Genomic DNA, 21,295 nt, shown 5'->3' on the forward strand with positions numbered 1-21,295 from the left:
GTTATTTTCAGGTTATGGAAAAAGCACCAATTCAACGGGCTATTGAGTTCGCCGGCTCCGAAGCGAAGCTAGGCGAGGGCATCGGATTTTCGCAAGTCGCGGTCAATAAAGCGAAGCATAAAGGACGAGCGAGCCCGGCGATGGCCCTTGCGATCCACCGTTTCACCGGCGGGCTGGTGCCCGCATCGGCGATCAGGCCAGATATGTGGGCTCGTCCAGAAGATGTCCCGACTGAGCGCGCGACGGTGGCGGCATGAGATACGTTCGTCCCGATTTCGCTGGCTTCGTTCGTGCCAACCTCATTTCACAATCCGCCATCCCCATGGCGGTAAGTCCGGCCGCTGCACTACCCCCTTCGTCCTGGTGCAGCGGTTGGCAATCAATTCCAGTTTTGGCAACCGCCCAAGCAACCATCAGCCCGGGTCAATGACATGGGGCGACCGCATAGCGGTGCCGGCTCCATCGGGAAGGGCGCACAGTAGTGCAAAGTGCTCTGCCGTTGCCAAATTCAATCTGAAGCGTCTCTGCCATCTATCGGGTCCGCCGGCCGAAGCCGCGCGCCTGGGCCTCAAATTTGGCAAGCTGACGCAGACGATATTCGACATATTCGCGGCGCTCTTTTTCCTCCTGTTCGTGCTGGTGATGTTCTGCGCCGTCGTCGGCTCTGTCCTGGCTCTGCTTCTCTTCAAGTTTTGATACCACGCGGGCGGTTGCAGCCGCCAGCGTTTGCCATGTGTCGTTATCGTTGTGTGTAGTTGCGTTCTTCATGCCCTCAATCAACATGAAGCGAGTTCGGAAATGTCGGAAAGTTCAGACGGTAATTGTATAGCGTATCCGAAAGTGGGATGGCGGGCGGAAATCGCCGCAATCGCTGGCCCGCTAGTGGATGGCGACACGAGGGAAAGCTGGCTGCACCGCGCAGCGCGGAAAGCTTTCGTGTCGCATCGCCACATCAAGGCGCTGTTTTACGGTGAAATGGCCGATCCGAAGTACAGCGTTGCCTACAAGGTTTTGAGTGCGGCGCAGAAAGCGCGGATAGACGCCGCCAAGCTCGATGCTGCGGCACTTTCCAAGAAGTTCGAATCCATTGCTCGGGGGATGCAAAAAAATGCGAGTCAAGAGTGCAGTGAGGACGTTGCTGCTTTGCTACATGCGGCTCGCGTCCTGGCCGGCGGCGTGCCGGATCTTCATCGCGAAGATGCTCCTACGCTGTTCAACACGCCTGTCTATCGTGGCCGTCTGGCTGGCGCCTGAGATTGTCGAGGTTTCGCAATGAGCGACACCATCGAGCATCGGCCGACCGAAAGAGAGTTGGCGCTTTCCGCTCATGAGCGGCGGAAAGACTTCCACAATAGGCTAGCGGCGACGGCGGCGCAGGTTGCTGCGGCAGAGCTGCGCAGGCAAGCAGCAATCGCCGCGGCCGTGCCGCGGCCTGTCGAGCCGGTGGCGCCGGCGATCGATGCCAGTGAATTTTACAAGGCTTGCTGGTTCATGATCGAAGGCGTTTCGCCGAACGCAAGTCTGGCGATGAAGCAAATCAAGGAAGCGGTCGCCAAACACTACGGCTTGCCGATTGCCGCGATGCAGGTTGGTCGCCGCTTCCATGAATGGATGCGCCCCCGGCAGATCGCCATGTACCTCTGCAAAGAGCTGACGGATAACAGTCTCCCGATGATCGGCGCGGCATTCGGCGGGGCCGATCATACGACGGTGCTGCATGCCGGGCGCCGGATCGCTGGTTTCACTAATACCGCGGGTCGGTACGTTCCCGGCCTCATCGAGAAAGACTCCGCGTTCGCCGCGGTGGTTGCGAAGCTGCGCGCCGATCTTGAGGCTTCGCTGTGAAAGGGCCAGATGGCGTACCGCCAGAAGTCTGCGCGCTGTTCGAGCGCCTGGCGTTGGATCTGCTCAAGCGAGGCTTCGACCGCTATTCCGCAGACGCCATCCTGCATCAGATTCGATGGCAGATGCACATGATGCGCGGTGATCGCACCTTCAAGTGCAATGACCACTGGACCGCGCCACTGGCTCGCTGGTTCATGGCGAAGAATCCGAAGGCCGGGAAATTCTTTGAACTACGCGAAAGGGCCGCGGCATGATGCGAGTTTTGATAGGTTGCGAAACCTCCGGTGTCGTCCGTCGCGCCTTTGCCGCGCTGGGGCATGATGTCTGGTCGTGCGATCTGCTTCCGTCCGAAGATGGCAGCAACCGCCACATCACCGGCGACGTGCGGGACATTCTGAGCGACGGGTGGGACTTGCTCGCCGTGATGCATCCGCCTTGCACTCGGCTTTGCAATAGCGGCGTGCGCTGGCTGTCGGTGCCGCCGCCGGGTAGGTCGCTGGAAAGCATGTGGGCTGAACTGCACGAAGGCGCCGCGCTCTTCTCAGCGTGTTGGAATGCCCCCATCGACCGCGTTGCCGTCGAAAATCCAGTAATGCACCGGCACGCCAAGGTGCTGATTGAGAATTTTCAGCCGGCGGCGCAGACGGTGCAGCCGCATTGGTTCGGGGAGCCGGCTTTCAAGGCAACGGGGCTCTACCTCAAGGGCCTGCCGCCGCTCGTTGCGACGAACCGGCTTTCGCCGCCGGCGCCAGGAACTGAGGAGCACAAAGCTTGGTCGAAGGTGCACCGCGCATCGCCCGGCCCGAATCGCTGGAAAGAGCGCAGCCGAACCTATGACGGCGTTGCCGCCGCCATGGCTTCGCAGTGGGGCGCGCATGCGTTGTCCGAGGTGAGGGCCGTAGCATGAGCCGAATTTTCGGCGATCTCTCGGCGCCGCCAAAATTGAAGCTCGTTGAGCCCGTCGATCGGCGCGACTATTCCGGCCGCGACTTCACCATTGAATCGCTGTGGAAGCTCAAGCGCGACACGCTGTTTATTGCGGAGCGCATGGGCATACCAGAAAGCACGGTCGCCAACCGGCTTGCGCTGATCCGTGATGCGGGGCGGTCATGAAGGGCAAGCGCAAGGTCTCGCCGCATGTGACCGCCATAGCTGACCGCTGCAAGGGCGGACAGAGGCTTTGCAAGTTCCTGCGCCAGACCGGCGCCGGCGACACCGAGGCAGTTTTCATTTTCGAACCCAGCGGGCGCCGGTGCGCGGCACGGTGGGCCAGGGCGGCGATTGCCGCCGGCGCGGTGCGGCCTGCTGGTGATGGCCTGCTGGGGCCGTCGTCGTCTCAGAGTTATGTGGTCGCATAGCCCGGATGCAGCTCACCCCGAAAAACTGGAAGTCCTTCCAGCACTACAAAGATCGCTCGCCTATGTGGATCAAGCTCCACCGCGGGCTGCTGGACAATCCAGACTATTTCCGGCTGTCACCCGACGCCGGCAAGGCGCTGCCGCTCCTGTGGCTGCTCGCAAGCGAAAAGGACGGCATTCTGCCGGACGTGCCGGATGTAGCGTTCCGGCTGCGGATCTCGGAAGAGCTGGCCGGCACCATCCTGGCCGAAATGGTCACGCGCAAATTCTTCGTTGATGCTACGCATGCGGAGCAAGACGCGCCAGATGCTACGCCTGCGCAGCGGGTGGCAAAAGCCAACGGCTTCGGGTCTCGGCATATCCCCGATGAGGTCAAGCGCCTGGTGTGGGAGCGGGATGGCGGCTGCTGCGTCGTCTGCGAAGCCACCGAGAACGTCGAATATGACCACAAAATCCCCGTTTCTAAAGGGGGCCCGTCGACCTTTGAGAACGTCCAACTGCTCTGCCGGACCTGCAACCGCCGCAAGCGCGTGCATGTTGCTACGCAGGCTCCTAGCAGTCGTAGCCTAGAGAAGAACAGAGAAGAGAAAAGGGAGAGGCAGAGATTCGGGCGGTCGCTGCCGCGCCGGCCCGCGCTCCTGATCGCTTCGAAGAGTTCTGGAAGGCATATCCAAGGCGTGACGGCGCCAACCCGCGGGCGCCTGCTGAGAAGAAGTTCAAGGCCTTGGTAAAGAGCGGCATTGATCCGCAAGTCATGATCGCCGGCGCGGCCGCGCTCGCCCTAGCGGAATCTGGCAAGGGCAACGTCGGTTCGAAATTCATTCCGCAGGCCATGACATGGCTGAATCAGCAGCGATGGTCGGATCATGCCGAAGTCGCTGGCCTGCTGACACCGACGACGCCGGAAATGCAGATAGAGGCCGCAGTGTCGATGTTCGCGAAGCTCGGGCGCTGGTCGCGATTTGCTGGGCCTGCGCCGGGTGAGCCAGGTTGCCGCGCTGGTGCTGATCTGCTCGCAAAGTTCGGGATGCAGCCAGACGGACGCAAGCTCGAGATTATCACGCCTGATCTGGTGTGCTGATCGGTGGATAGCGGTAGCGACGCTTAATCATTCGTTGAGAACTAAACAAACCTGACTCATTGATCGTACTCACAGAGAGAGGAAAGCTTGTGACCCTGAAAGTTTACAAATCACAACTCGCCGGCGTCGACTTCGCCGCTGCTGTTGAGGGCCACCGTCAGGCGCTGCTTGCCCATCGCTTCACAGGCGACGCGGCGCCGACCGCTCATGATCTGATCGCATCAGCTGTTCGGCGCGTCCCGTGTGAGGGTGGGCCTGACGACTTCGTTTCCGATTTCGAGATTGTTGACGACACGCCGGTGGTGGTGCCGCCGACACCGCAGCAGGTTCGCGATGACTTGATCGCCCGTCTTCGCTCGGCAGAGAACGTCGCCGCGCTGGCTGTCCTCGGGAACGGTGCCCTGCGCCTTCTGTCCCTGGATGCCCGCGAGGCCGCCATGAAGCCGCTTGAGCAGCGCACGGCCGCCGATACCGCCGCTCTGGACCGCATGCAGTCCGTCACCGATAGGCGAACTGCCATCGATCGCCACGCCGCCACCATCGAAGCTGCAATCGAACTGCTGCCGTTCGACCAGCTCACCACCTTCGAATTCGAGCCGTTCCCCTCGTAAGCGTCGACACTCACTCAAACCGTTAAGGATCTGACTATGGACAACATGAAAGCCGCTGGCTGCGGCCACGGCTCGGCCGCTTATGAAAAGGCTGAGCAGCATCGCACGGCAGGCGCGTCGATTGGTGGGTGCGCGGCTTCGACCTCGTACACGATCGGCGACGCGATCGACCACAAGATTGCCGAATGCCTGCGGACCGTGTCTGAGCTGCGCGACCTGAAGGGCTCGCTCTCGCTCGGCTTCCTCAACAGCGCCGCCGCTCGCGTCGGGCATCTGCGCTCGCTCGGGCTGTTCTCCTAAGCCATGACCAATCCGCAGGGGCGCCCAACTGATTTCACGGAAGAGCTGGCAGCAGAGATTTGCCGCCGGCTCGCCGAGGGCGCAACCCTGCGGGCGGTCTGCAAAGCCGACGACATGCCGTCCGAAAGCGTCGTTCGGAAATGGGCGGTTGAGGATCGCGGCGGGTTTCGTGCGCATTACACGGGCGCGCGCGAGATTGGTTATCTGTCGATGGCCGATGAACTCGTTGAAATTGCAGACGATAGCAGCGGCGACACCATTACGGACAAAGAAACCGGCGCCGATCGGCTGGATGGTGAATGGGTCGCTCGATCCCGCATCAAGATCGATACGCGCAAATGGCTGCTCTCCAAGGCGCTGCCGAAAATCTACGGCGAAAAGCTTGCAATCGGCGGCGCCGAGGATCTGCCGCCAGTCAAAACCCTCTCGCGCATCGAGCGCGTGATTGTCGATCACCCCAAACCGAAAGCAGATGCAAATGGTTAAGATGGATATTGGCGAAGCGGTGCAGGCGATGCGCGACGGGAAAGCTGTTCGACGCGCCGGCTGGAACGGCAAGGGCATGTTCGTGGTGATGATGCCGCCGTTGGCATTGCCGCCGTTCAATACGCAGGGCACCGACCGCAAGGTTAACGACCGCACCGCGAAGTGGATCGGCGAAGATGCGCCGCTCGACTGCCAACCGTACATCGCCATGTATACGGCCGCGAAGCAGTGGCAACCGGGCTGGCTGTGCTCGCAAGCCGACCTTCTCGCCACCGATTGGGAGTTGGTCGCTTGAAAATCATCCCGACTACTGGCCGCGTCGTTCTCTATTTCCCGTCCGAAGAGGATCGGATGGAGGGAATGGACGTGCTGACCGAGGCGCCGTGCACCGCCTTGGTTGCCTTCGTGCATTCCGACACGTCCATCAACCTGGTCGTGTTCGATCATTGCGGGCAGGAATTCCAGCGCCACAAGGTTCCGATCAACATTGAGCGCTTCACCGGTCTGCCGCGCGCCGAATGGATGCCGTACCAGGTCGGGAAGGCCGCGAAGCATGAAGCTGTGCCTCTTGCACCGATCGGGCGGACCATTGGCATCGATCATTCGCCGCCGGCGTCGGTTGCTGCTGGGCGGGCAAGTTGATGTTCGGGTGGGGCACCCGGGGCTCGCGAACAAGGTTGCGCGTGAGCCCGACAAGCTCGATGCGCTCGCCGATAAGCTGCGTCGCGATTGTCCGTATCTGAATGAGCCGTTTTCGACGCGCTGGCTGATCCTGATCATCCTTTATGTGCTGGTCGCCACCAACCTGCTGGTGGTGAAGTGATGGCAATGAGCCCCGTTCATTACCGCGTCCGCAGCATGTCGCAGGCCGCTGAACAGCTCCGCGATATCCAGCTCTCCGCAGAGCTGGAGTTCTACAAGGCTCTCTCGCTTGATTACGGGCAGATCATTGAAGGCATTGCGGAGTGTCTGACGGACGGAACGCCAATCTCTATCGCCATCGGTCGCAAGCCGGCGGTTCGTGCAGTGCGTAAACGCGGCAAAGCTTAACCTTCTCATAGGGATTTACGGACATGCGGATTTTGCTGGTTGAAGACGACGCGGTGTGTGCACAGGCCGTTGAACTGATGCTGAAGTCGGAAAGCTTCAACGTCTACACCACCGACCTGGGCGAAGAGGCGATCGACCTCGGGAAGCTGTACGATTACGACGCGATCCTGCTCGATCTCACGTTGCCCGATATGTCCGGCTACGACGTGATCTCGCACCCTTCGGCGCGGCAAGGTGATGACGCCTATCCTGGTGGTGTGTGGCCTCGCAGGCATTGACGACAAGGTCAAGGCGCTCGGCGTCGGCGCCGACGATTACCTGACCAAGCCGTTTCACAAGGACGAACTCGTTGCCCGCATCCACGCCCTGGTGCGCCGTTCGAAGGGGTTGGCGCATTCGGTGGTCTCCACTGGCAACCTCTCGGTGAACCTGAGCACAAAGACGGCCGCGGTCGATGGCGTCGACGTGCATCTGACCGGCAAGGAATATCAGGTTCTCGAGCTGCTTTCGCTCCGGAAGGGCCTGACGCTCACCAAGGAAATGTTCCTCAACCACCTGTATGGCGGGATGGATGAGCCGGAACTGAAGATCATTGACGTCTTCATTTGCAGGCTGCGCAAGAAGCTGAAGGCAGTCAACGGCCACGTCATGGAAACGATCTGGGGCCGCGGCTACGTGCTGCGCGATCCCTTCACCGGCGCCGGCGTCTCGATGTCCTCGGAAGTCGCTGATATGGCCGACAATCCGCCTGTGCACGTCTCCAAGATGTCGTTTGCCGAGTTCGACGCGATGCGCGATCGGCGCAGCAAGCCGGCCAGGGTCGGCGCGTGAGCTTGTATTGCGAGCCCGCCACAGTTCGCGTCGTGGCATGGCGCTACCAGCGAAGGGAGGGTTGGGGCGATTTCTGGCGCAGATCCGCCGGCCCGGTGAAGCCGTGCTTTGATGTTTTTGATGATTGGAAGATCAAGCCCGTCGTCCGCGTCAAGATGGGTAGGCGCGTAGTGGGCGGCCCGCTGACGCAAGGGCTAATCGAGGCCGAGGTGCGCCGCCTCGAGGCGCTACGCGGCCGTCCGCTTGTGCAGACAGGGCGGTCCCGCTTCGCATGACAACCCTACGCATTGAAACCCCGCGCGTGTTCCTGCCGCTGCTTGAAGAGGCGGATTGGAAAGGCGTGTGGGGAGGGCGCGGCTCCGGAAAAACGCACTTCGGTGCTGATATGACAGTTGAGGATGCGTTGCGCTTCCCCGGCGACACGGGCGAGGGGCTGCGCCAGGTCTGCATCCGCGAAGTGCAAAAGGATCTGTCTCAGAGTTCGAAGCTGGTCATTGAAGACAAAATCCACAGGTACGGCCTCGGTGAGGCTGATGGCTTCAAGATTTGGCGCGACCGCATCGAGACGCCGAAAGACGGAATTATCATCTTCAAGGGGATGAACGACTACACGGCCGAATCAGCGAAGTCTCTGGAAGGATTCAAGCGCGCGCAGATCGATGAAGCCCAAACCATAACGCACCGGTCTTTGTCGCTGCTGGGTCCGACTATCCATCGCTGGAAAGGGTCGTCTATCCTCGCGATTTGGAACCCGCGGCGCAAGACGGACGCGATTGATGACTTTTTCCGCACCAGGAAGCCAAAGGGCGCGATCTGCATTCGGGCCAATTGGAGCGACAACCCATTTTGGAACGAAAGCGCCGAAAAACAGCGGCTGCTTGAACTTGAGCTCTATCCCGATCGCTACCCGCACACTTATGAGGGCGAGTACGCAAAGGCGTTCGAGGGCGCCTATTTCGCCCGCGAGCTGGCGCAAGCCCGCATGGAGGGCCGCATCGCCGGCGGTCGCGTCGGCACCGATCCGCTGTTGCCTATTCGGGCAATCTTCGACATTGGCGGCGCCGGCGCCAAAGCCGACGCTATGGCGATCTGGATTACGCAGTGGGTCGGGCGCGAGGTCCGAATTCTCGACTACATCGAAGGCCAGAGCCAGCCGCTCTCCTATTACGCCAACGAACTGCGGTCCCGCGGGTGGGGCAAAGCGGTAATAATTCTTCCACACGATGGCTTGAACGCAAGTGCCATCACGGGAAAGCAATATGTAGATCATTGGCGGGATGCCGGGTTCGAAGTCGCTGAACCGGTCGCCAACCAAGGCGCAGGCGCTGCGATGCAGCGCATTGAGGCGGTTCGGCGCATCTTCCCGAACCTCGTATTCAACGACACGCCAGCCGTTAACGGCGGTCTCGACGCCATCGGCTTCTATCATGAGCGGAAAGACGAGGCCCGCAACATCGGACTCGGCCCCGAACACGATTGGTCAAGCCACGCTGCGGACGCTCTCGGCCTGCTGGCGATCATTTACGAAGCGCCGACGCTACAGAAGCCGCGCGAACGCTACTCGGGCCAGCGCGGTAGATCCGGCTCTGGCTCCTGGGAATCTGCCTGATGCCTACAACCCTTCAACAGATCATGGATGAAGTCATGTCCACAGCCGACGCCCTGAAGTCCGCTCTCTCCATCCTCTCCGACCAGATCGACGCAGAGGTGGGCACGCGCGCCGCAGACGCGAGCGCTGCCGCCGCTGCTGGTGCGGCCAATGAGCAGGCGCTGACCGAAGCCCTCACGATGGTGCAAACGCTCTCGGCCAAGCTACCGATGCCGCCGGCGGTCGATGCTGCCGCGCTCGCCCCGCCGACCATCTGAGCCATTCGCCGCCGCTGTCCTCAACCCCTGAAAGCAACCAATGACCGATACGACGCAGGGCCAGGACCGCGACCATGACGGCGACGGCGGCCGTGACGAAAAAGAGGCGCCGCCGAGTTCTGAGGCGACGTTCAAGAAGCTGAAGGGCTGGTTCCTCTCCGATTACGAGAAGCAGGGCCCGTGGCGGACGCAGGCGAAGGAAGATTACGGTTTCGAGGCTGGCGATCAGCTCAACGAGGCTGACAAGGCCATTCTCAGCGACATGAACCGGCCGGTAGTGATCTTCAACCGCATCGGGCCGGTGGTCGATAGCGTCGCCGGGCAGGAAGTCGGCAACCGCCAGGAACTGGAATTCATCCCGCGCCGGCAGGGTGCCGTTCAAAAAAACGAAATGCTGACCTCGGCGGCTCGCTGGTTTCTCGATGAGTGCGACGCTGCAGACGAGGAATCGGACTCCTTCCGCGACATGCTGACGTGCGGCATGGGCTGGACCGAAACCGGGCTAAAGTACGAGGATACGCCGGAAGGCGCGCCGCAGGTTGACCGCACCGACCCGCTGGAAATGGTGTGGGACGCCGGCGCGCGGAAGCGCAACCTGGTTGACAAGCGGCGCGTCTTCCATATTCGCCGTGATATCCCGATCGAAGAGGCGCAGGCTCTATGCCCGGGCGACGATTTCGAGGATTCTGACTACAACGCGACATGGGTTGACGACAAAAAGGCCACGGAAGACGGCAAGCCGCACGAAAACGACAACAGGTTCTACAACAAGGAAAGCACCGGCAACGGTGAGGAAGACAGCGGCGAAAAGCTGGTGACGATGGTTCGCGCTCAATGGTTTGAGCGCGTGCCGGTCCACATGATCGCCGATCCGGATGACCCAACCGGGCAGGCCATCAAGACGCTGTCGGCCGAAGACTTCAAAGAGCTGATGGCGAAATACAAGCTCGCCGGCGCGCCTATGCCAAAGTCGGTCAAGGGGACGCGGAAGGTCTACAAACAGGCCTATCTTGGCGCGATCCTGCTCGAAATCGGCGATGCTCCCTGCAAAGACCACTTCTCGTTCAACTGCATGACGGGAAAGCGGGACCGGAACAAGAATTCGTGGTTCGGACTGGTGCGGGCCATGAAGGACCCGGCGCGGTGGTCGAACAAGTGGCTCTCGCAGACCATGCACATCATGAACACGACGTCCAAGGGCGGCATCGCAGCCGAACGCGGCGAGTTCTTCGACAATGATGCAGAGGGCGAGGCCTCTTGGGCGAAACAGGACACGGTGACGTACCTGAAGGCCGGCGCGCTCTCGGGGGCGAACGGCGCCAAGTTTATCCAGAAGCCGGTTTCGCAGTTTCCGGAGGCATCGTTCAACCTGATGCAGTTCGCCGTGACGGCGCACCGTGACGTCTCAGGGCTCAACCTCGAGACGTTGGGCATGCAGCAGGGCGCCGGGCAGGCTGCCAGCCTCGATCTGCAGCGCAAGCAATCGGCGATGACCATCCTGCAGCCGCTTTTCGATAGCCTCCGACGCTACCGAAAAGAGCAGGGCCGCTTGATGCTCTATCTGATCGAAAACTATCTGTCGGACGGCCGACTGATCAAGATCGTTGGACCGGAGGGCGCGCAGTATGTGCCGCTGGTCAAGCAGCCGGGCAACGATGGCAATTACGACGTGATCGCCGACGAAAGCCCAACCTCGGCCAATCAGAAGGAAGCCACCTGGGCATTCCTGCAACAGATCCTGCCGGTTATCGGCAAGATGCTGCCGCCGGCCACATGGCTGGCGCTCCTGAAATACTCGCCGCTGCCGACGTCCGCGCAGAAGGACATCACGGACAGCATCGCGGCAGAGCAGCAGCAGGCCAAGCCAGATCCGGAGGCGGCAAAGGCCGCGTCCGATCTTCAGGCATCGCAGGCCAAGAGCGCGGCCGATATCGCTAACGCCAAGGCGGTCAGCGAAGCAAAAATCCAGATTATGCGCGATGAGGCTGCGGCAAAGCGCGAAATCGCCGTGGCTGATGCGCAGCACGCCGCCATGACGGGCCTGATGACGGCGCCGCCGATCGTTGGGCCGGATGGGCAGGCGATGCCAAACCACGGCGCCGACGCCGCGCAGCTCGTCATGTCGATCGTGCAGCAAATGCGCAACGACATGGCCGGCCTGGCGCAGGCCCTCAACACGCCGAAACGCCTGATCCGCGACCCGAACACGGGCGAGTTGATCGGAATTGCACCGATGGGAGCGAACTAAATGGCCGCATACAACAAATTCGACTGCTTCACGCTCGATCTGGCGACAAAGCTTCACAACCTCAACGCCGACACGCTGAAAATCATGCTGTCGAACGTCCTGCCGGTACGGACGAACACGGTGAAGAGCAATCTGACAGAGATTGCAGCGGGCAACGGCTATTCTGCCGGCGGATCAATCGCGCCGTTCGTCTCGGGTATCGACACATCGGGCTCTTACAAGCTGATCCTTTCGCCGGTGGTATTCACGGCAGTGGGCGGATCGATAGGGCCGTTCCAATACGCGCCGATCTACAACGCCACGGCCGCGGGTCTCAATCTAATTGCCTGGTGGGATTACGGAACGCCCATCACCATCACCAACGGCAACAGCTTCACTGTCGGTCTCGATCAGACCGCCGGTACGCTGACGCTCGTTTAAGGGGGTCTCATGACCGATTACCTGACGCTGATCCGGCAGCAGTTCGCCCAGCTCTGCGCGCAGCGGGACGCAATCCTGGTGCAGTCCATGCCGATCCGCGAGGCGCGCGACGCCTTGGCGGTCGCCGCCGCTGCGGATCTGGCCGCCAAGACCGATCCCATGAATGCGCAGATCATCGCGCTTGAAGCACCGTTGGCCGATCTCATGAGCCAGATCGCACAGATTTCCAACGCTCTGAGCGGGCAGACGGGCAGCGGCGCGTAAATGGCAAGCCTCGTCCTCGGCGTCAAATTTATCCCGGCTTCGGCCGGCGCTGGCAGCTTCGTATTCGCCGCGGCTGTGACGGGGTATTTGGCGCCGACTGCTGCGATGGACGGAAAAACCTACCGGTATCGCGCAGAAAATCCGCTTTCGCCGTCAGAGTGGGAATGGGGCGCGACGGTCTATTCTAATTCGACGGGCACGTTTACCCGCGTCGTCTCGTTTTCTTCGACTGGCGGCACTGTAGCATTCACAGGTATTCCGCAGGTTGGGCTCCTGTTGTTCCCCGCCGACATCCTGCAATTCGATGATGCGATGTCGCTGACGACGGCGCAGCAAGGCATGGGTCGCGCGAATATCGGTGTCCCGGGCGCGAACCTGCTGATTAATCCGGATTTCCGGGTCAACCAGCGCGTCTATGTTTCCGCGGCCGCGCTCGCGGTTGGCATCTACGGGCACGATCGCTGGAAGGCGGGCGCAGCCGGCGGCGATTATTCGTTTGCCCAGCTCGCCAGCTCGACAACGATCACGATCGCGTCGGGCAAGACCCTTATTCAGGTGGTCGAGGACAAGAATGTAGAGGGCGGTACTTATGTTCTGTCGTGGACCGGAACTGCGCAGGCGCGCGCCGGTGTCAATTCGGCAACGCCCTCGGGCAGCTACGCCGCAAGCCCACTGATCATTGCCGGTCAGACCGCCGGAACTGTCATGTCGGTGGAGTTCAACGCCGGTACGCTCGGCAAAGCAAAGCTTGAAGTCGGGTTGGTTCCGACGCCGTTCGTGATGTCCAGCATCGACATCGAGGCGGCGAAGTGCCTTCGATACTTCGAAGTTGTAATCGCGCCTAGCGGCGCAGGTAACGCAATTTTTTCTGGATCACTGACAGGAACCAACGCACTCGCGAGGTGGGAGTTCAAAGTTCAGAAAAGGGTTAACCCAACATTTGCGCAAATGAATAGTTCGACTTGGCAGAACGCTACGCCGGCCAACGTTTACATCGACTTGAACGGAATTTGGTTTCAGACGACGGTTGGCAGCTTTTTCTATCTTAACGGGACTATTGGCCTACCTATTTGTTCGGCTAGTTCGGAGCTTTAATTATGGTGTTGCATCGCGCGATCCGTGGTGTCCGCGATCCAGAAATTCTGATCAATCCAAGTGTTTGCAGGGCCGCATAACTCATGTTCTTTGACGCGCTAGGCAAATTCGCGCTTGGGCAGATCAGCGCGCCGGGCTCAACGAATTCAACCCTCGTTGCTGCGCCTGGTGCCTATGCGGTCACCGGCTTTGCGGCCACGTTCGGATTGCAGGAGCCGGCCGCTGCTGGCAGCTATGCCGCCACCGGCGTCGCGGCGTCGCTCAACGACAAGCTCGCCGCGGCTGCGGGAGCCTATGCGATCACCGGCGTCTCGGCGTCGTTCAAGGTTGGCGAGGTGGCTGTTGCCGGATCCTACGCGCTAACCGGCGTCGCCTCGGGTTTCAAGGTCGCATTCCCGGCAGAAGTCGGCAGTTACGCCGTGACCGGACAAGCAGCGGTGCAGGGCGCCACGCTGGCGCCGGCAACGGGTTCATACGTCACCGCCGGCGTGGCCTCGGTCTGGCCGATCTTCATGCGCGCCGACGCTGGGAGCTACGCAATTGCATCGCCAGTGGCGCAGCTCTACCGCAGTGGCGCAGACTTCGATTTGGTCTATGGCGGCATCGGCCACTATCTCGTCGCGGCCGAAGAGGCGCGCCAGCTCGCCCGTATCACGCGGAAGACGCCGGCGCCGATCGATCGCACCACAAAGCCAGTGTTCAAGGCTGTAGGAAGCCCGCCAGCGCCGCCGGCAGCGCCGGTCATCGACATGCAGGCGGTGCAGAACGAACGCGCTGCGGCCCAGCAGGCGGCGACACAGGCGGCAACCATCAAACGGCGTCGGCAGGAAGAGGAATTCTTACTGCTCGCCTCCTAATTCCGGGTCATCCGGATATCGCGCGCGGCGTTCCGCGTATCTGTCGCTGACAGCTTCAGCAGAGGGCACCACATGGACAACAACAGCAGAATCCACTTCAAACGACATCGGCCCGTCATTCTCGGCGGAAGAGGAGGCGTTCTTCAGCAGCGGCGGCGAATCCGTCATCCCCGGCGATTCCGGCACGCTGGCGCCGGCCGATGATGCTGGCGTCGAAGGCGATGGCGGAACCGAACCGGCCGCGCCCAAGGCCGGCGAAAAGAAGATGGTTGAGCTGGCCGCTCTCCACGAAGAGCGGAAGTTGCGCCAGGAGCGTGATGCGGAGTTGCGCGCGCGGGATCTCGAGATTGCCGAATTCAAGGGCAAGTTCGCCATCATCGAGCGGCTGAATGCGCCTGCAGCTGCCGCCACCGCGCCCGTGGTGCCTCCGACCGTTGACGATGACATTTTCGGCGCCGTCAAGCACCTCGGCGAAACCGTCGCGCAGACGCAAAAGCGCTTGGATGACGCCGACGCCGCGACCAAGGCGGAAACGGAGCGCACTGCGTTCGTCAACGACTACAAGGCTGATGCGGCGGCATTCGAGGCCGGCGATCCGGTCAAGGGCGTCGCGGCCGTGCCGGACTATCGCAAGGCCTATGACTTCCTGCTGAACTCCCGCGCTGCAGATCTCAAGGCGATCGGTTACGACACGCCGGAAAAGCTGCACAACGCCCTGACTGCCGACGAATTCGCCATCGCGCAGATGGCGAAAGACCAGGGCAGGAGCCCGGCGGCGATGCTCTACGCTCTGGCGCAGGCCCGCGGCTACAAGGCTGCCGCAGCACCGGCGGCCGATGGCGGCACCGCGGCCGAACGCCTCGCCAAGATCGAAGCGGGGCAGGCGGCGAACAAGAGCCTCAGCGATCTTGGCGGCGAAGCGCCTGGCGGCGCGATGACAGCGCAGCGATTGATTGACATGCCGATGGCGGAGTTCGAGGCGTGGACCGCGAAAAATCCGGCCATGGCTAAGCGCCTGATGGGCGCCTGACGTGATCGCGGGAATTGCCAGCGTTCGGGAGGCCCTGCAGGGCATCCCGGGCGCTGAGACGTGCCTGATGCGCTACGAGGATGGCGGCGCGGTGCAGGCATTCATCATCGGCGACATGACGGCGCGCGTCGGTGCGTCAGCGACTGTAGGCGACATTCGGGCAGCCTTCCTTGCAGAAATTGCAAAGAACGCAGGCGGTGGCAGTTAGTTAACTTCTCTGCCCAACGATCTATCAGAACGCACTACCTCGGCCGGCGGCCGTAAAGCGCCAGCCTCCACGGAAGGCGGATTTTCCGTGATGCGCTCGGACGCAGCGTTAGGCGCCCAAAACTCATCACAGATTTTCCCTCTTTTCCGGGTGCATGAAAAATGTCCGTTACCAGCTACGGGGTCAATGACTCCCTCTCCAACAAGCTTTGGGCGAAGAAGCTCAACTCCGAGGCGCTGAAAGAAACCTATTTCGGCCGGTTCATGGGCGAAGAAAGCTCGAACATGATCCAGCTCAAGACGGAGCTGTCCCAGAATGCCGGCGACGCCGTGACCATCGGCCTGCGCGTCCAGCTTCAGGGCGACGGCGTCACCGAGGGCCAGACCCAGCAGGGCAACGAAGAGCAGCTTTCGACCTATCAGGACAAGTTGCTGATCAACGAGCTATCCCACGCGGTCCGCGTCAAGAACAAGAACTCGATCGACGCCCAGCGCGTCCCGTTCTCCCTGCGCACGGAGGGCAAGGAAGGTCTCAAGGACTGGTATGCCAACCGGTTCGATACCTGCATGTTCAACCACCTGTGCGGCAACACGCTGGTGGCGGATATGCGCTACGCCGGCAACAATGCAATTGTCGCCCCGACTCGAATCTACCGCGGCGGCGCGGCCACGGATGACGCGACGATCGCGGCCGACAACACCAAGACCTTCAACCTCAGCATCATTGACGCCTGCGTCGAGCGTGCCGGCGTTGCCTCTCCGTTGATCCGCCCCATCAAGATCAACGGCGAAAACAAGTTCCTGATGTTCCTGCATGACTACCAGGTCACGGACATGCGGACCAACACCAACGCCGGACAGTGGCTAGATATCCAGAAGGCCGCGCTTGCCGGCGGCGCGAGTTCCAAGTCGCCGATCTACACCGGCGCTCTCGGCGAATACAACAACACCATCCTCCACAAGGCGAACCGCGTGACGCAGGGCGTCACCAACGCCGGCGCAGTGGCGGCCAATACCCGCCGCGCCGTCTTCTGCGGCGCGCAGGCCGGCGCGGTCGGCTTCGGCAAGCAGTTCTCTTCCGGCTCGCATTACAAGTGGGTGGAAGAGCTGTTCGACTACGAGCGCGAGCTTGGTGTGTCGGCGCAGACCGTGTGGGGCATCAAGAAGTCGGTCTACAACGCCCAGGATTTCGGCACCATCGTTGCGACCACCTACGCGGCACCGCACTAATCACGTAGTTGCCGCCGGGTAATTCCCGGCGGCGCTCGCTGCGCCCCATCAACATTCGATCCAAGGAAGCAACGATATGACCACCGGAATTCCCGGCACCACGGCCCGAAAAATGACGGGTCAGCTCGTCCACTATCTCCGCTTCAAGGTCGCCTTTGGCGATGCTGCAACCGCAGTCGCGCTGCTCAAGCAGACGCTGCCGCTGGGTGCGATCATTCTTCGCGCCAGCCTTGTCAAGACCACGGCGTGGAATTCCGCTACCTCGGCCGCCCTGAGTGTCGGCCTGGTGGGCGGAACGGGAGCGGAGCTGATCAGCGCGGCCGACGTCAAGACTGCGACCGGGCTTGTGGCCGGTACGCTGTCGGCTGGCGCGCTTGCGCCGCTCACGGCCGATACTCAGGTGCAGGCTTCGGTTGCGTTCGTCGGCGCCCCGACCGCCGGCGCGGCTTATGTCGTGATCGAATACGTGAACGACAACGATCTGAACGTCGGCCAGTAATCCGCCGGTGGATATCTGGCTGCACTACGCGGGCGCGGCGCTTGTTCTCGATGAACAGGCGCCGCCGGCCGTTCCTGAAATCGCTATTGCCGCGGTGGTGACGAATGACGACGCTGCTGGATCTGCAAACCGCGATAGCAACGGACCTGACGCGCCCCGATCTGACAAGCCAAATCGCAAGCGCCGTAAAGGACGCAATTAGGTTCTACGAACGCAAGCGGTTCTGGTTCAACGTCACGCGGTCAAAGACCTTCGTGACCGTGCCCGGGCAGTCCACCTATACCGCGGCCGACATGGCCGAAATCCCCAACATTGTCCGCGTCGAGAAACTGTTTCTCTATCAGCCCGGAACGATTTTCGCGCTTGATCGCGAAGAACCGGATGATTTCGAATGGCTGGTCGGCGGCAGCACCGGGCCGGGAAAGCCTACCGTTTTCACCTATGTTGACCAGGCGATTCAGCTTTGGCCGGTGCCGAACGCTGTTTTCACCATGCGCCCTCATATGCACTACAAATTTGCTCCGCTGGCGCTTCCGACCGACACGAACGCATGGTGTACCGACGCTGAAGAGCTGATCCGCACCCACGCGAAGCTGCTGCTCTACACCGATCTATTGGAAGATCCGGACGGCGCCGGCCGGATGCAGTCGAAAATTCAGGCGCTCAAGGATGCGCTCGATTACGAGACGTCCGCGCGCACCGCAACGGGCCAGATCCGGGGGACGGATTTCTAATGCCCGTCATCCCGTTCCCTGAGTACAAGCCCGATATCAGCGACTATGAGAGTTCGAGCGAGCGGGAAATGCTCAATGTCGTGCCGCGCGCAGACGGCTACGGGCCATTCCCAAGCCTAGCGGCGATCTCGCTTTCGCTCGGCGCGCAATGCCGCGGTGCCTTCGCCGCCTACAAAACCGACGCCTCGGTTGTCGTGTTCGCATCGACGGCAACTGACCTGTTCCTGATGGACAGCACGTCCTATGCTTGGTCGAAGGTGTCGCTTGGCGGCGGCCCTTACTCGGCGCTGTCCGCAGGTGATATGTGGGTTTTTCGGCAGTTCAACAATCTCGTATTCGCGACGCAAGCCAACGCTGTTCTGCAGGTTTTCAACATTGCAACTTCGGTGGCTTTCACGGCCGCGCTGGGCAGTCCGCCGCAAGCACGCTACATGGATATTGTCGGACGCTTCCTGGTGCTGACCGGGTTGCTGTCGAATCCGAACCGCATCCAGTGGTCGGGTCTGAACGACGTCAACAGCGCAAATTCATGGGTCGCCGGGCTCAATTCGAGCGATTTCCAAGATCTGTCGGATGGCGGGTTCTGCCGCAGCATCGCCGGCGGCGAAACGGGAATTGTGCTGCAGGACACCATTATTCGGGCGATGATCTATCTGCCGGGATCGCCGATCGTTTTCCAGATCCGCAAGATTGCGGAAGGAATCGGCATTTACGGCCCCTATAGTCTGATCCGCTCGGGGTCGACCATCTTTTTTATTCGCTGAAGGGCTTCCATCGGATCGACCCTGGCGGCGTGCCGGTGCCGATCGGACGCGAGCGCGTCGACCGAACGTTCTTCTCGGATCTCGATGTCGCCAACCTGCAGTTATTTCAGGGCATGGTGGACCCGCGCAGCTCGCGCGTGATGTGGGCTTACAAGAGCATTAGCGGCGTCGCCGGCCAGTTCGACAAGCTGCTTTGTTACGACCCGGTGTTGGACAAGTTCTCGCCGATTCGCGCCGCTGGTGAGTGCCTGTTGCCGCTGTCACAGCCAAGCCTCACCCTTGAAGCGCTGGACGCTATCGCGCCTGGTGCAATGGCGGTGCTCGGCGCGGCGAACAACGGCGCCGGTCTTGTGCGAATTCAGGTCGCTTCGACGGCTTTGCTGTTTGAGGGGCAATATGCATCCCTGTCGAAGATCGTTGGCACCACGGAAGCAAACGGAAATTTCTATATTACGATCATCGACGCAACGCATTTTGACCTGATCGGTTCGGCGTTCGTGCATGCCTATGTGTCGGGCGGACTTGTCGCCGGCCAACTCGATCTAATGGCGCAGTCGCTGGATAGCTTCTTGCCGGCCATCGTGCCGGAATTGGCTGCTTTCGACCCCGGCCACCTCCTGAGCTTCTTCCGCGGGCCGTCGCTCGAGGCCACGTTGCAGACTGCAGAGCAGGGCACCGATGGGCGCCGCATCAAGATCCGCAACGGCTTCCGGCCGGTCACCGATGCGCCGGCCGTGTTCGGATCATGCTCGCGCCGTGAAAGCCTTCAAGCGCCGGCAGCCGCCGGCAGCGAAAGCCCGATCAATCCAGTCACCGGGATCTGCAATCAGTTGGTCGATACGCGCTATAGCCGCTTCAAGGCGCGCGTCCCGGCCGGCACCGTCTGGACCTACATCAACGGCGTCGAGCCCGACATGATTGCGACGGGCAAGCGATGAGCGGGTTTCAGGTCTCAGCGCAGGAAAAAGACCCGGCCGCGTTCGCGCAGGCAATCGGTGAATTGTACGCCGGGCGATCCAACGCCGCCGGCACCGTGACGCTTGCGGCAGGTGCAGCATCAACCGTCGTCACGGCGCCAAATTGCGCGCCGCAGTGTTCAGTTCTGCTGTTTCCCAAGACTGCCAACGCTGCGGCCGGCGCGGCCGGCACGTTCGTTTCGACTGTCGGAATCGGCTCGTTTACCGTGTCGCATGCCAACAACGCTCAAACCGATCGGACATTCTTCTATGTCGCCATCGGCTGAGTTGATTTGCATCGAACTGGCGCGCGTCGCGGAATTCTGGCCGCATGTGCGCGGGATGATCCTCGGCGCCATCGAACGCACAGGATTGAGCGATGCCGGGGACGTTGAAGGTTCGATCCTTCGGGGCGGATCGCTGCTCTGGATCGCTTGGAACGGCAAGACGATAGAGGCCGCGGCATCAACAGAAATCATGTCGATCGGGGCGCGTAAGGTCTGCGTCCTGGTTGCGTGTGGTGGCCGGGACCGGCGGCGATGGCTCCCGATGCTTAGAAAATTAGAGATTTACGCCAAGGCTGAAGGCTGTTCGTGCGTCCGCATCATCGGGCGTCGCGGTTGGGTTCGCGTCCTGAAAAGCTACGCCGTCAAGCACGTCATTTTGGAAAGGCCCCTGTAATGGGCGGAACTAGCAAGACCTCCCAGGACCAAACGCAGACGTCGCAGCTCAACCCCTATTCGGCAGCTTCGGGGTCGCTGACGGGTATCCTTGGCGCGCTCGGAAATCAGGTCGGCGGCGCTGGGACGCTCAATCCTGCGCAGACAGGGGCCATCAACACGATGTCGGCCAACGGTGCGGCCGGCGATCCGAACGCGGCTGCGTCGACCGCGGGCGTGGCTGGGCTGCTCAATGGCGGCGGCGCCAAAGACAACAACGCCGCGATTCTCAAGACCTTGACCGACTATCAGGGGCTGCTCGGATCAACCGCGAGCGGCGCAAATATCGGCGCGAATTCGGCGCTGAGGCCGCAGCTCGATCAGATCGCAACCGATGTCACGGGCAGCAACAATGCGGCTTTCGCCGCCGCCGGCCGCGATGGCTCGCCCGGCAATGCCATGGCGGTTGCGCGTGGCGTCGCCGCCGGTCAGGCGCCGGTGATCGCCGCGCAGTACAACACCGATGTTGCCAACCAGCTCGGCGCGGCCAGCTCGCTCTATGGCGCAGGAAACACGACTTACGGCCTGTTGAACGGCACCAACGCAACCGCAAACTCGAACATTCAGGCCGGCATCGGCGCCGCCCCAACGGCCTTCGCAACGGAGAACGCCGGCGCAAACGCCACGCTCGCCGCGGAAGCGCAGCGCTTTGGTATCCCGGTTTCGCAGCTCACTACGTTGCTCGGCGCAATCTCGCCGGTGGCGGCGCAGTTCGGGCAGCAGACCGGCACGGGCCACTCGGAAGGTGAATCGACCATGTCGGGAGCCCAGCAGTTCGCCACCATCGCAGGCGGTATCGGCTCGATGATGCCGCGATCTCCAATCAGTTTCGGGGCAAGGTAAA

Annotated in this window: 35 protein-coding genes and 1 pseudogene; 34 read left to right on the forward strand and 2 right to left on the reverse strand. The window is 61.5% G+C overall.

The features are described 5' to 3' along the window. Positions 1-14: 14 nt before the first annotated feature. Positions 15-257, forward strand: a complete 243-nt coding sequence (locus tag ONR75_RS15725) for a transcriptional regulator (RefSeq protein WP_265083397.1) — start codon at positions 15-17, stop codon at positions 255-257. Positions 258-531: 274 nt separating this feature from the next. On the opposite strand, the gene ONR75_RS15730 is transcribed toward ONR75_RS15725, so the two are convergent. Then, positions 532-768, reverse strand: coding sequence for a hypothetical protein (locus ONR75_RS15730; RefSeq protein WP_265083398.1), 237 nt, complete (start codon positions 766-768; stop codon positions 532-534). 168 nt (positions 769-936) lie between these two features. Between ONR75_RS15730 and ONR75_RS15735 the strand changes: the two genes are divergently transcribed. The 23 genes and pseudogenes from ONR75_RS15735 (at position 937) to ONR75_RS15845 (ending at position 14,312) form a co-directional block, all read left to right on the forward strand. Next, positions 937-1,254 carry a hypothetical protein gene (locus ONR75_RS15735; RefSeq protein ID WP_265083399.1) on the forward strand — a complete coding sequence of 106 codons (318 nt, stop codon included), beginning with the start codon at positions 937-939 and terminating at the stop codon, positions 1,252-1,254. A gap of 18 nt (positions 1,255-1,272) precedes the next feature. Further along, positions 1,273-1,845, forward strand: a complete 573-nt coding sequence (locus tag ONR75_RS32810) for a helix-turn-helix domain-containing protein (protein ID WP_413776481.1) — start codon at positions 1,273-1,275, stop codon at positions 1,843-1,845. Then, the gene (locus ONR75_RS15745) at positions 1,842-2,099 is read left to right on the forward strand and encodes a hypothetical protein (protein WP_265083400.1); all 258 of its coding nucleotides are present in this window, start codon (positions 1,842-1,844) and stop codon (positions 2,097-2,099) included. The genes ONR75_RS32810 and ONR75_RS15745 overlap by 4 nt, the downstream gene beginning before the upstream one ends. Continuing rightward, the gene (locus ONR75_RS15750; RefSeq protein ID WP_265083677.1) at positions 2,099-2,752 is read left to right on the forward strand and encodes a hypothetical protein; all 654 of its coding nucleotides are present in this window, start codon (positions 2,099-2,101) and stop codon (positions 2,750-2,752) included. Before ONR75_RS15745 ends, ONR75_RS15750 begins: the two co-directional genes overlap by 1 nt. A 35-nt stretch (positions 2,753-2,787) precedes the next feature. Next, the gene (locus ONR75_RS15755) at positions 2,788-2,958 is read left to right on the forward strand and encodes a hypothetical protein (protein WP_265083401.1); all 171 of its coding nucleotides are present in this window, start codon (positions 2,788-2,790) and stop codon (positions 2,956-2,958) included. Further along, the gene (locus tag ONR75_RS15760) at positions 2,955-3,203 is read left to right on the forward strand and encodes a hypothetical protein (RefSeq protein ID WP_265083402.1); all 249 of its coding nucleotides are present in this window, start codon (positions 2,955-2,957) and stop codon (positions 3,201-3,203) included. Before ONR75_RS15755 ends, ONR75_RS15760 begins: the two co-directional genes overlap by 4 nt. A 5-nt stretch (positions 3,204-3,208) precedes the next feature. Then, the gene (locus ONR75_RS15765) at positions 3,209-3,934 is read left to right on the forward strand and encodes an HNH endonuclease (RefSeq protein WP_265083403.1); all 726 of its coding nucleotides are present in this window, start codon (positions 3,209-3,211) and stop codon (positions 3,932-3,934) included. After that, the gene (locus ONR75_RS15770; RefSeq protein ID WP_265083404.1) at positions 3,928-4,284 is read left to right on the forward strand and encodes a hypothetical protein; all 357 of its coding nucleotides are present in this window, start codon (positions 3,928-3,930) and stop codon (positions 4,282-4,284) included. Before ONR75_RS15765 ends, ONR75_RS15770 begins: the two co-directional genes overlap by 7 nt. Positions 4,285-4,373: 89 nt before the next feature. Then, positions 4,374-4,895, forward strand: a complete 522-nt coding sequence (locus tag ONR75_RS15775; RefSeq protein WP_265083405.1) for a hypothetical protein — start codon at positions 4,374-4,376, stop codon at positions 4,893-4,895. A 36-nt stretch (positions 4,896-4,931) separates the two neighbouring features. Next, positions 4,932-5,195 carry a hypothetical protein gene (locus tag ONR75_RS15780; protein ID WP_265083406.1) on the forward strand — a complete coding sequence of 88 codons (264 nt, stop codon included), beginning with the start codon at positions 4,932-4,934 and terminating at the stop codon, positions 5,193-5,195. Between the two features lie 3 nt (positions 5,196-5,198). Next, positions 5,199-5,681, forward strand: a complete 483-nt coding sequence (locus tag ONR75_RS15785; protein WP_265083407.1) for a terminase small subunit protein — start codon at positions 5,199-5,201, stop codon at positions 5,679-5,681. A gap of 1 nt (position 5,682) precedes the next feature. Then, positions 5,683-5,976: a DUF2829 domain-containing protein gene (locus ONR75_RS15790; RefSeq protein ID WP_265083408.1), complete on the forward strand. Its 294-nt coding sequence runs from the start codon at positions 5,683-5,685 to the stop codon at positions 5,974-5,976. After that, positions 5,973-6,323: a hypothetical protein gene (locus ONR75_RS15795; RefSeq protein WP_265083409.1), complete on the forward strand. Its 351-nt coding sequence runs from the start codon at positions 5,973-5,975 to the stop codon at positions 6,321-6,323. The genes ONR75_RS15790 and ONR75_RS15795 overlap by 4 nt, the downstream gene beginning before the upstream one ends. Then, the gene (locus ONR75_RS15800; RefSeq protein WP_265083410.1) at positions 6,301-6,504 is read left to right on the forward strand and encodes a hypothetical protein; all 204 of its coding nucleotides are present in this window, start codon (positions 6,301-6,303) and stop codon (positions 6,502-6,504) included. Before ONR75_RS15795 ends, ONR75_RS15800 begins: the two co-directional genes overlap by 23 nt. 5 nt (positions 6,505-6,509) lie before the next feature. After that, the gene (locus tag ONR75_RS15805) at positions 6,510-6,731 is read left to right on the forward strand and encodes a hypothetical protein (RefSeq protein WP_265083411.1); all 222 of its coding nucleotides are present in this window, start codon (positions 6,510-6,512) and stop codon (positions 6,729-6,731) included. A 23-nt stretch (positions 6,732-6,754) separates the two neighbouring features. Further along, positions 6,755-7,421, forward strand: a pseudogene (gene ctrA / locus ONR75_RS15810) (response regulator transcription factor CtrA); the annotation flags it as partial. A 412-nt stretch (positions 7,422-7,833) separates the two neighbouring features. After that, positions 7,834-9,171: a phage terminase large subunit gene (locus ONR75_RS15815; protein ID WP_265083412.1), complete on the forward strand. Its 1,338-nt coding sequence runs from the start codon at positions 7,834-7,836 to the stop codon at positions 9,169-9,171. Positions 9,172-9,206: 35 nt separating this feature from the next. Then, positions 9,207-9,428: a hypothetical protein gene (locus tag ONR75_RS15820; RefSeq protein WP_265083413.1), complete on the forward strand. Its 222-nt coding sequence runs from the start codon at positions 9,207-9,209 to the stop codon at positions 9,426-9,428. 40 nt (positions 9,429-9,468) lie between these two features. Beyond that, a complete protein-coding gene (locus tag ONR75_RS15825; protein WP_265083414.1) occupies positions 9,469-11,676 on the forward strand; it encodes a hypothetical protein in 2,208 nt (735 codons plus the stop codon). Then, entirely contained in the window at positions 11,677-12,096 is a 420-nt protein-coding gene (locus ONR75_RS15830) for a hypothetical protein (protein WP_265083415.1), read from the forward strand. It begins immediately after the preceding gene. 9 nt (positions 12,097-12,105) lie between these two features. Next, complete coding sequence (locus ONR75_RS15835; protein ID WP_265083416.1) at positions 12,106-12,360, forward strand: hypothetical protein; 255 nt, start codon at positions 12,106-12,108, stop codon at positions 12,358-12,360. Next, positions 12,361-13,455: a hypothetical protein gene (locus ONR75_RS15840; RefSeq protein ID WP_265083417.1), complete on the forward strand. Its 1,095-nt coding sequence runs from the start codon at positions 12,361-12,363 to the stop codon at positions 13,453-13,455. It abuts the gene before it with no gap. An 83-nt stretch (positions 13,456-13,538) separates the two neighbouring features. After that, a complete protein-coding gene (locus ONR75_RS15845) occupies positions 13,539-14,312 on the forward strand; it encodes a hypothetical protein (protein WP_265083418.1) in 774 nt (257 codons plus the stop codon). A 115-nt stretch (positions 14,313-14,427) separates the two neighbouring features. On the opposite strand, the gene ONR75_RS15850 is transcribed toward ONR75_RS15845, so the two are convergent. Next, positions 14,428-14,805, reverse strand: a complete 378-nt coding sequence (locus ONR75_RS15850) for a hypothetical protein (RefSeq protein WP_265083419.1) — start codon at positions 14,803-14,805, stop codon at positions 14,428-14,430. 6 nt (positions 14,806-14,811) lie between these two features. On the opposite strand from ONR75_RS15850, the gene ONR75_RS15855 reads away from it, so the two are divergent. The 10 genes from ONR75_RS15855 to ONR75_RS15900 all read left to right on the forward strand — a co-directional run bounded on the left by ONR75_RS15855 (position 14,812) and on the right by ONR75_RS15900 (position 21,294). Beyond that, positions 14,812-15,342 carry a hypothetical protein gene (locus tag ONR75_RS15855; RefSeq protein ID WP_265083420.1) on the forward strand — a complete coding sequence of 177 codons (531 nt, stop codon included), beginning with the start codon at positions 14,812-14,814 and terminating at the stop codon, positions 15,340-15,342. A 1-nt stretch (position 15,343) separates the two neighbouring features. Beyond that, positions 15,344-15,550 carry a hypothetical protein gene (locus ONR75_RS15860; protein WP_265083421.1) on the forward strand — a complete coding sequence of 69 codons (207 nt, stop codon included), beginning with the start codon at positions 15,344-15,346 and terminating at the stop codon, positions 15,548-15,550. A gap of 161 nt (positions 15,551-15,711) precedes the next feature. Further along, a complete protein-coding gene (locus ONR75_RS15865; RefSeq protein WP_265083422.1) occupies positions 15,712-16,779 on the forward strand; it encodes a N4-gp56 family major capsid protein in 1,068 nt (355 codons plus the stop codon). Between the two features lie 76 nt (positions 16,780-16,855). Next, positions 16,856-17,278: a hypothetical protein gene (locus ONR75_RS15870; RefSeq protein WP_265083423.1), complete on the forward strand. Its 423-nt coding sequence runs from the start codon at positions 16,856-16,858 to the stop codon at positions 17,276-17,278. Positions 17,279-17,382: 104 nt separating this feature from the next. Further along, a complete protein-coding gene (locus ONR75_RS15875) occupies positions 17,383-18,012 on the forward strand; it encodes a hypothetical protein (RefSeq protein ID WP_265083424.1) in 630 nt (209 codons plus the stop codon). After that, positions 18,012-18,776, forward strand: a complete 765-nt coding sequence (locus tag ONR75_RS15880; RefSeq protein ID WP_265083425.1) for a hypothetical protein — start codon at positions 18,012-18,014, stop codon at positions 18,774-18,776. The genes ONR75_RS15875 and ONR75_RS15880 overlap by 1 nt, the downstream gene beginning before the upstream one ends. A gap of 29 nt (positions 18,777-18,805) precedes the next feature. Continuing rightward, on the forward strand, positions 18,806-19,714 hold the full coding sequence (locus ONR75_RS15885) for a hypothetical protein (RefSeq protein ID WP_265083426.1): 909 nt from the start codon (positions 18,806-18,808) through the stop codon (positions 19,712-19,714). Then, positions 19,711-20,019: a hypothetical protein gene (locus ONR75_RS15890; RefSeq protein WP_265083427.1), complete on the forward strand. Its 309-nt coding sequence runs from the start codon at positions 19,711-19,713 to the stop codon at positions 20,017-20,019. Before ONR75_RS15885 ends, ONR75_RS15890 begins: the two co-directional genes overlap by 4 nt. Continuing rightward, positions 20,003-20,413: a hypothetical protein gene (locus ONR75_RS15895; RefSeq protein ID WP_265083428.1), complete on the forward strand. Its 411-nt coding sequence runs from the start codon at positions 20,003-20,005 to the stop codon at positions 20,411-20,413. Before ONR75_RS15890 ends, ONR75_RS15895 begins: the two co-directional genes overlap by 17 nt. Then, complete coding sequence (locus tag ONR75_RS15900) at positions 20,413-21,294, forward strand: tail fiber domain-containing protein (protein ID WP_265083429.1); 882 nt, start codon at positions 20,413-20,415, stop codon at positions 21,292-21,294. The genes ONR75_RS15895 and ONR75_RS15900 overlap by 1 nt, the downstream gene beginning before the upstream one ends. Position 21,295 lies beyond the last annotated feature (1 nt).

Source organism: Rhodopseudomonas sp. P2A-2r (assembly GCF_026015985.1).
Lineage (GTDB): Bacteria > Pseudomonadota > Alphaproteobacteria > Rhizobiales > Xanthobacteraceae > Tardiphaga.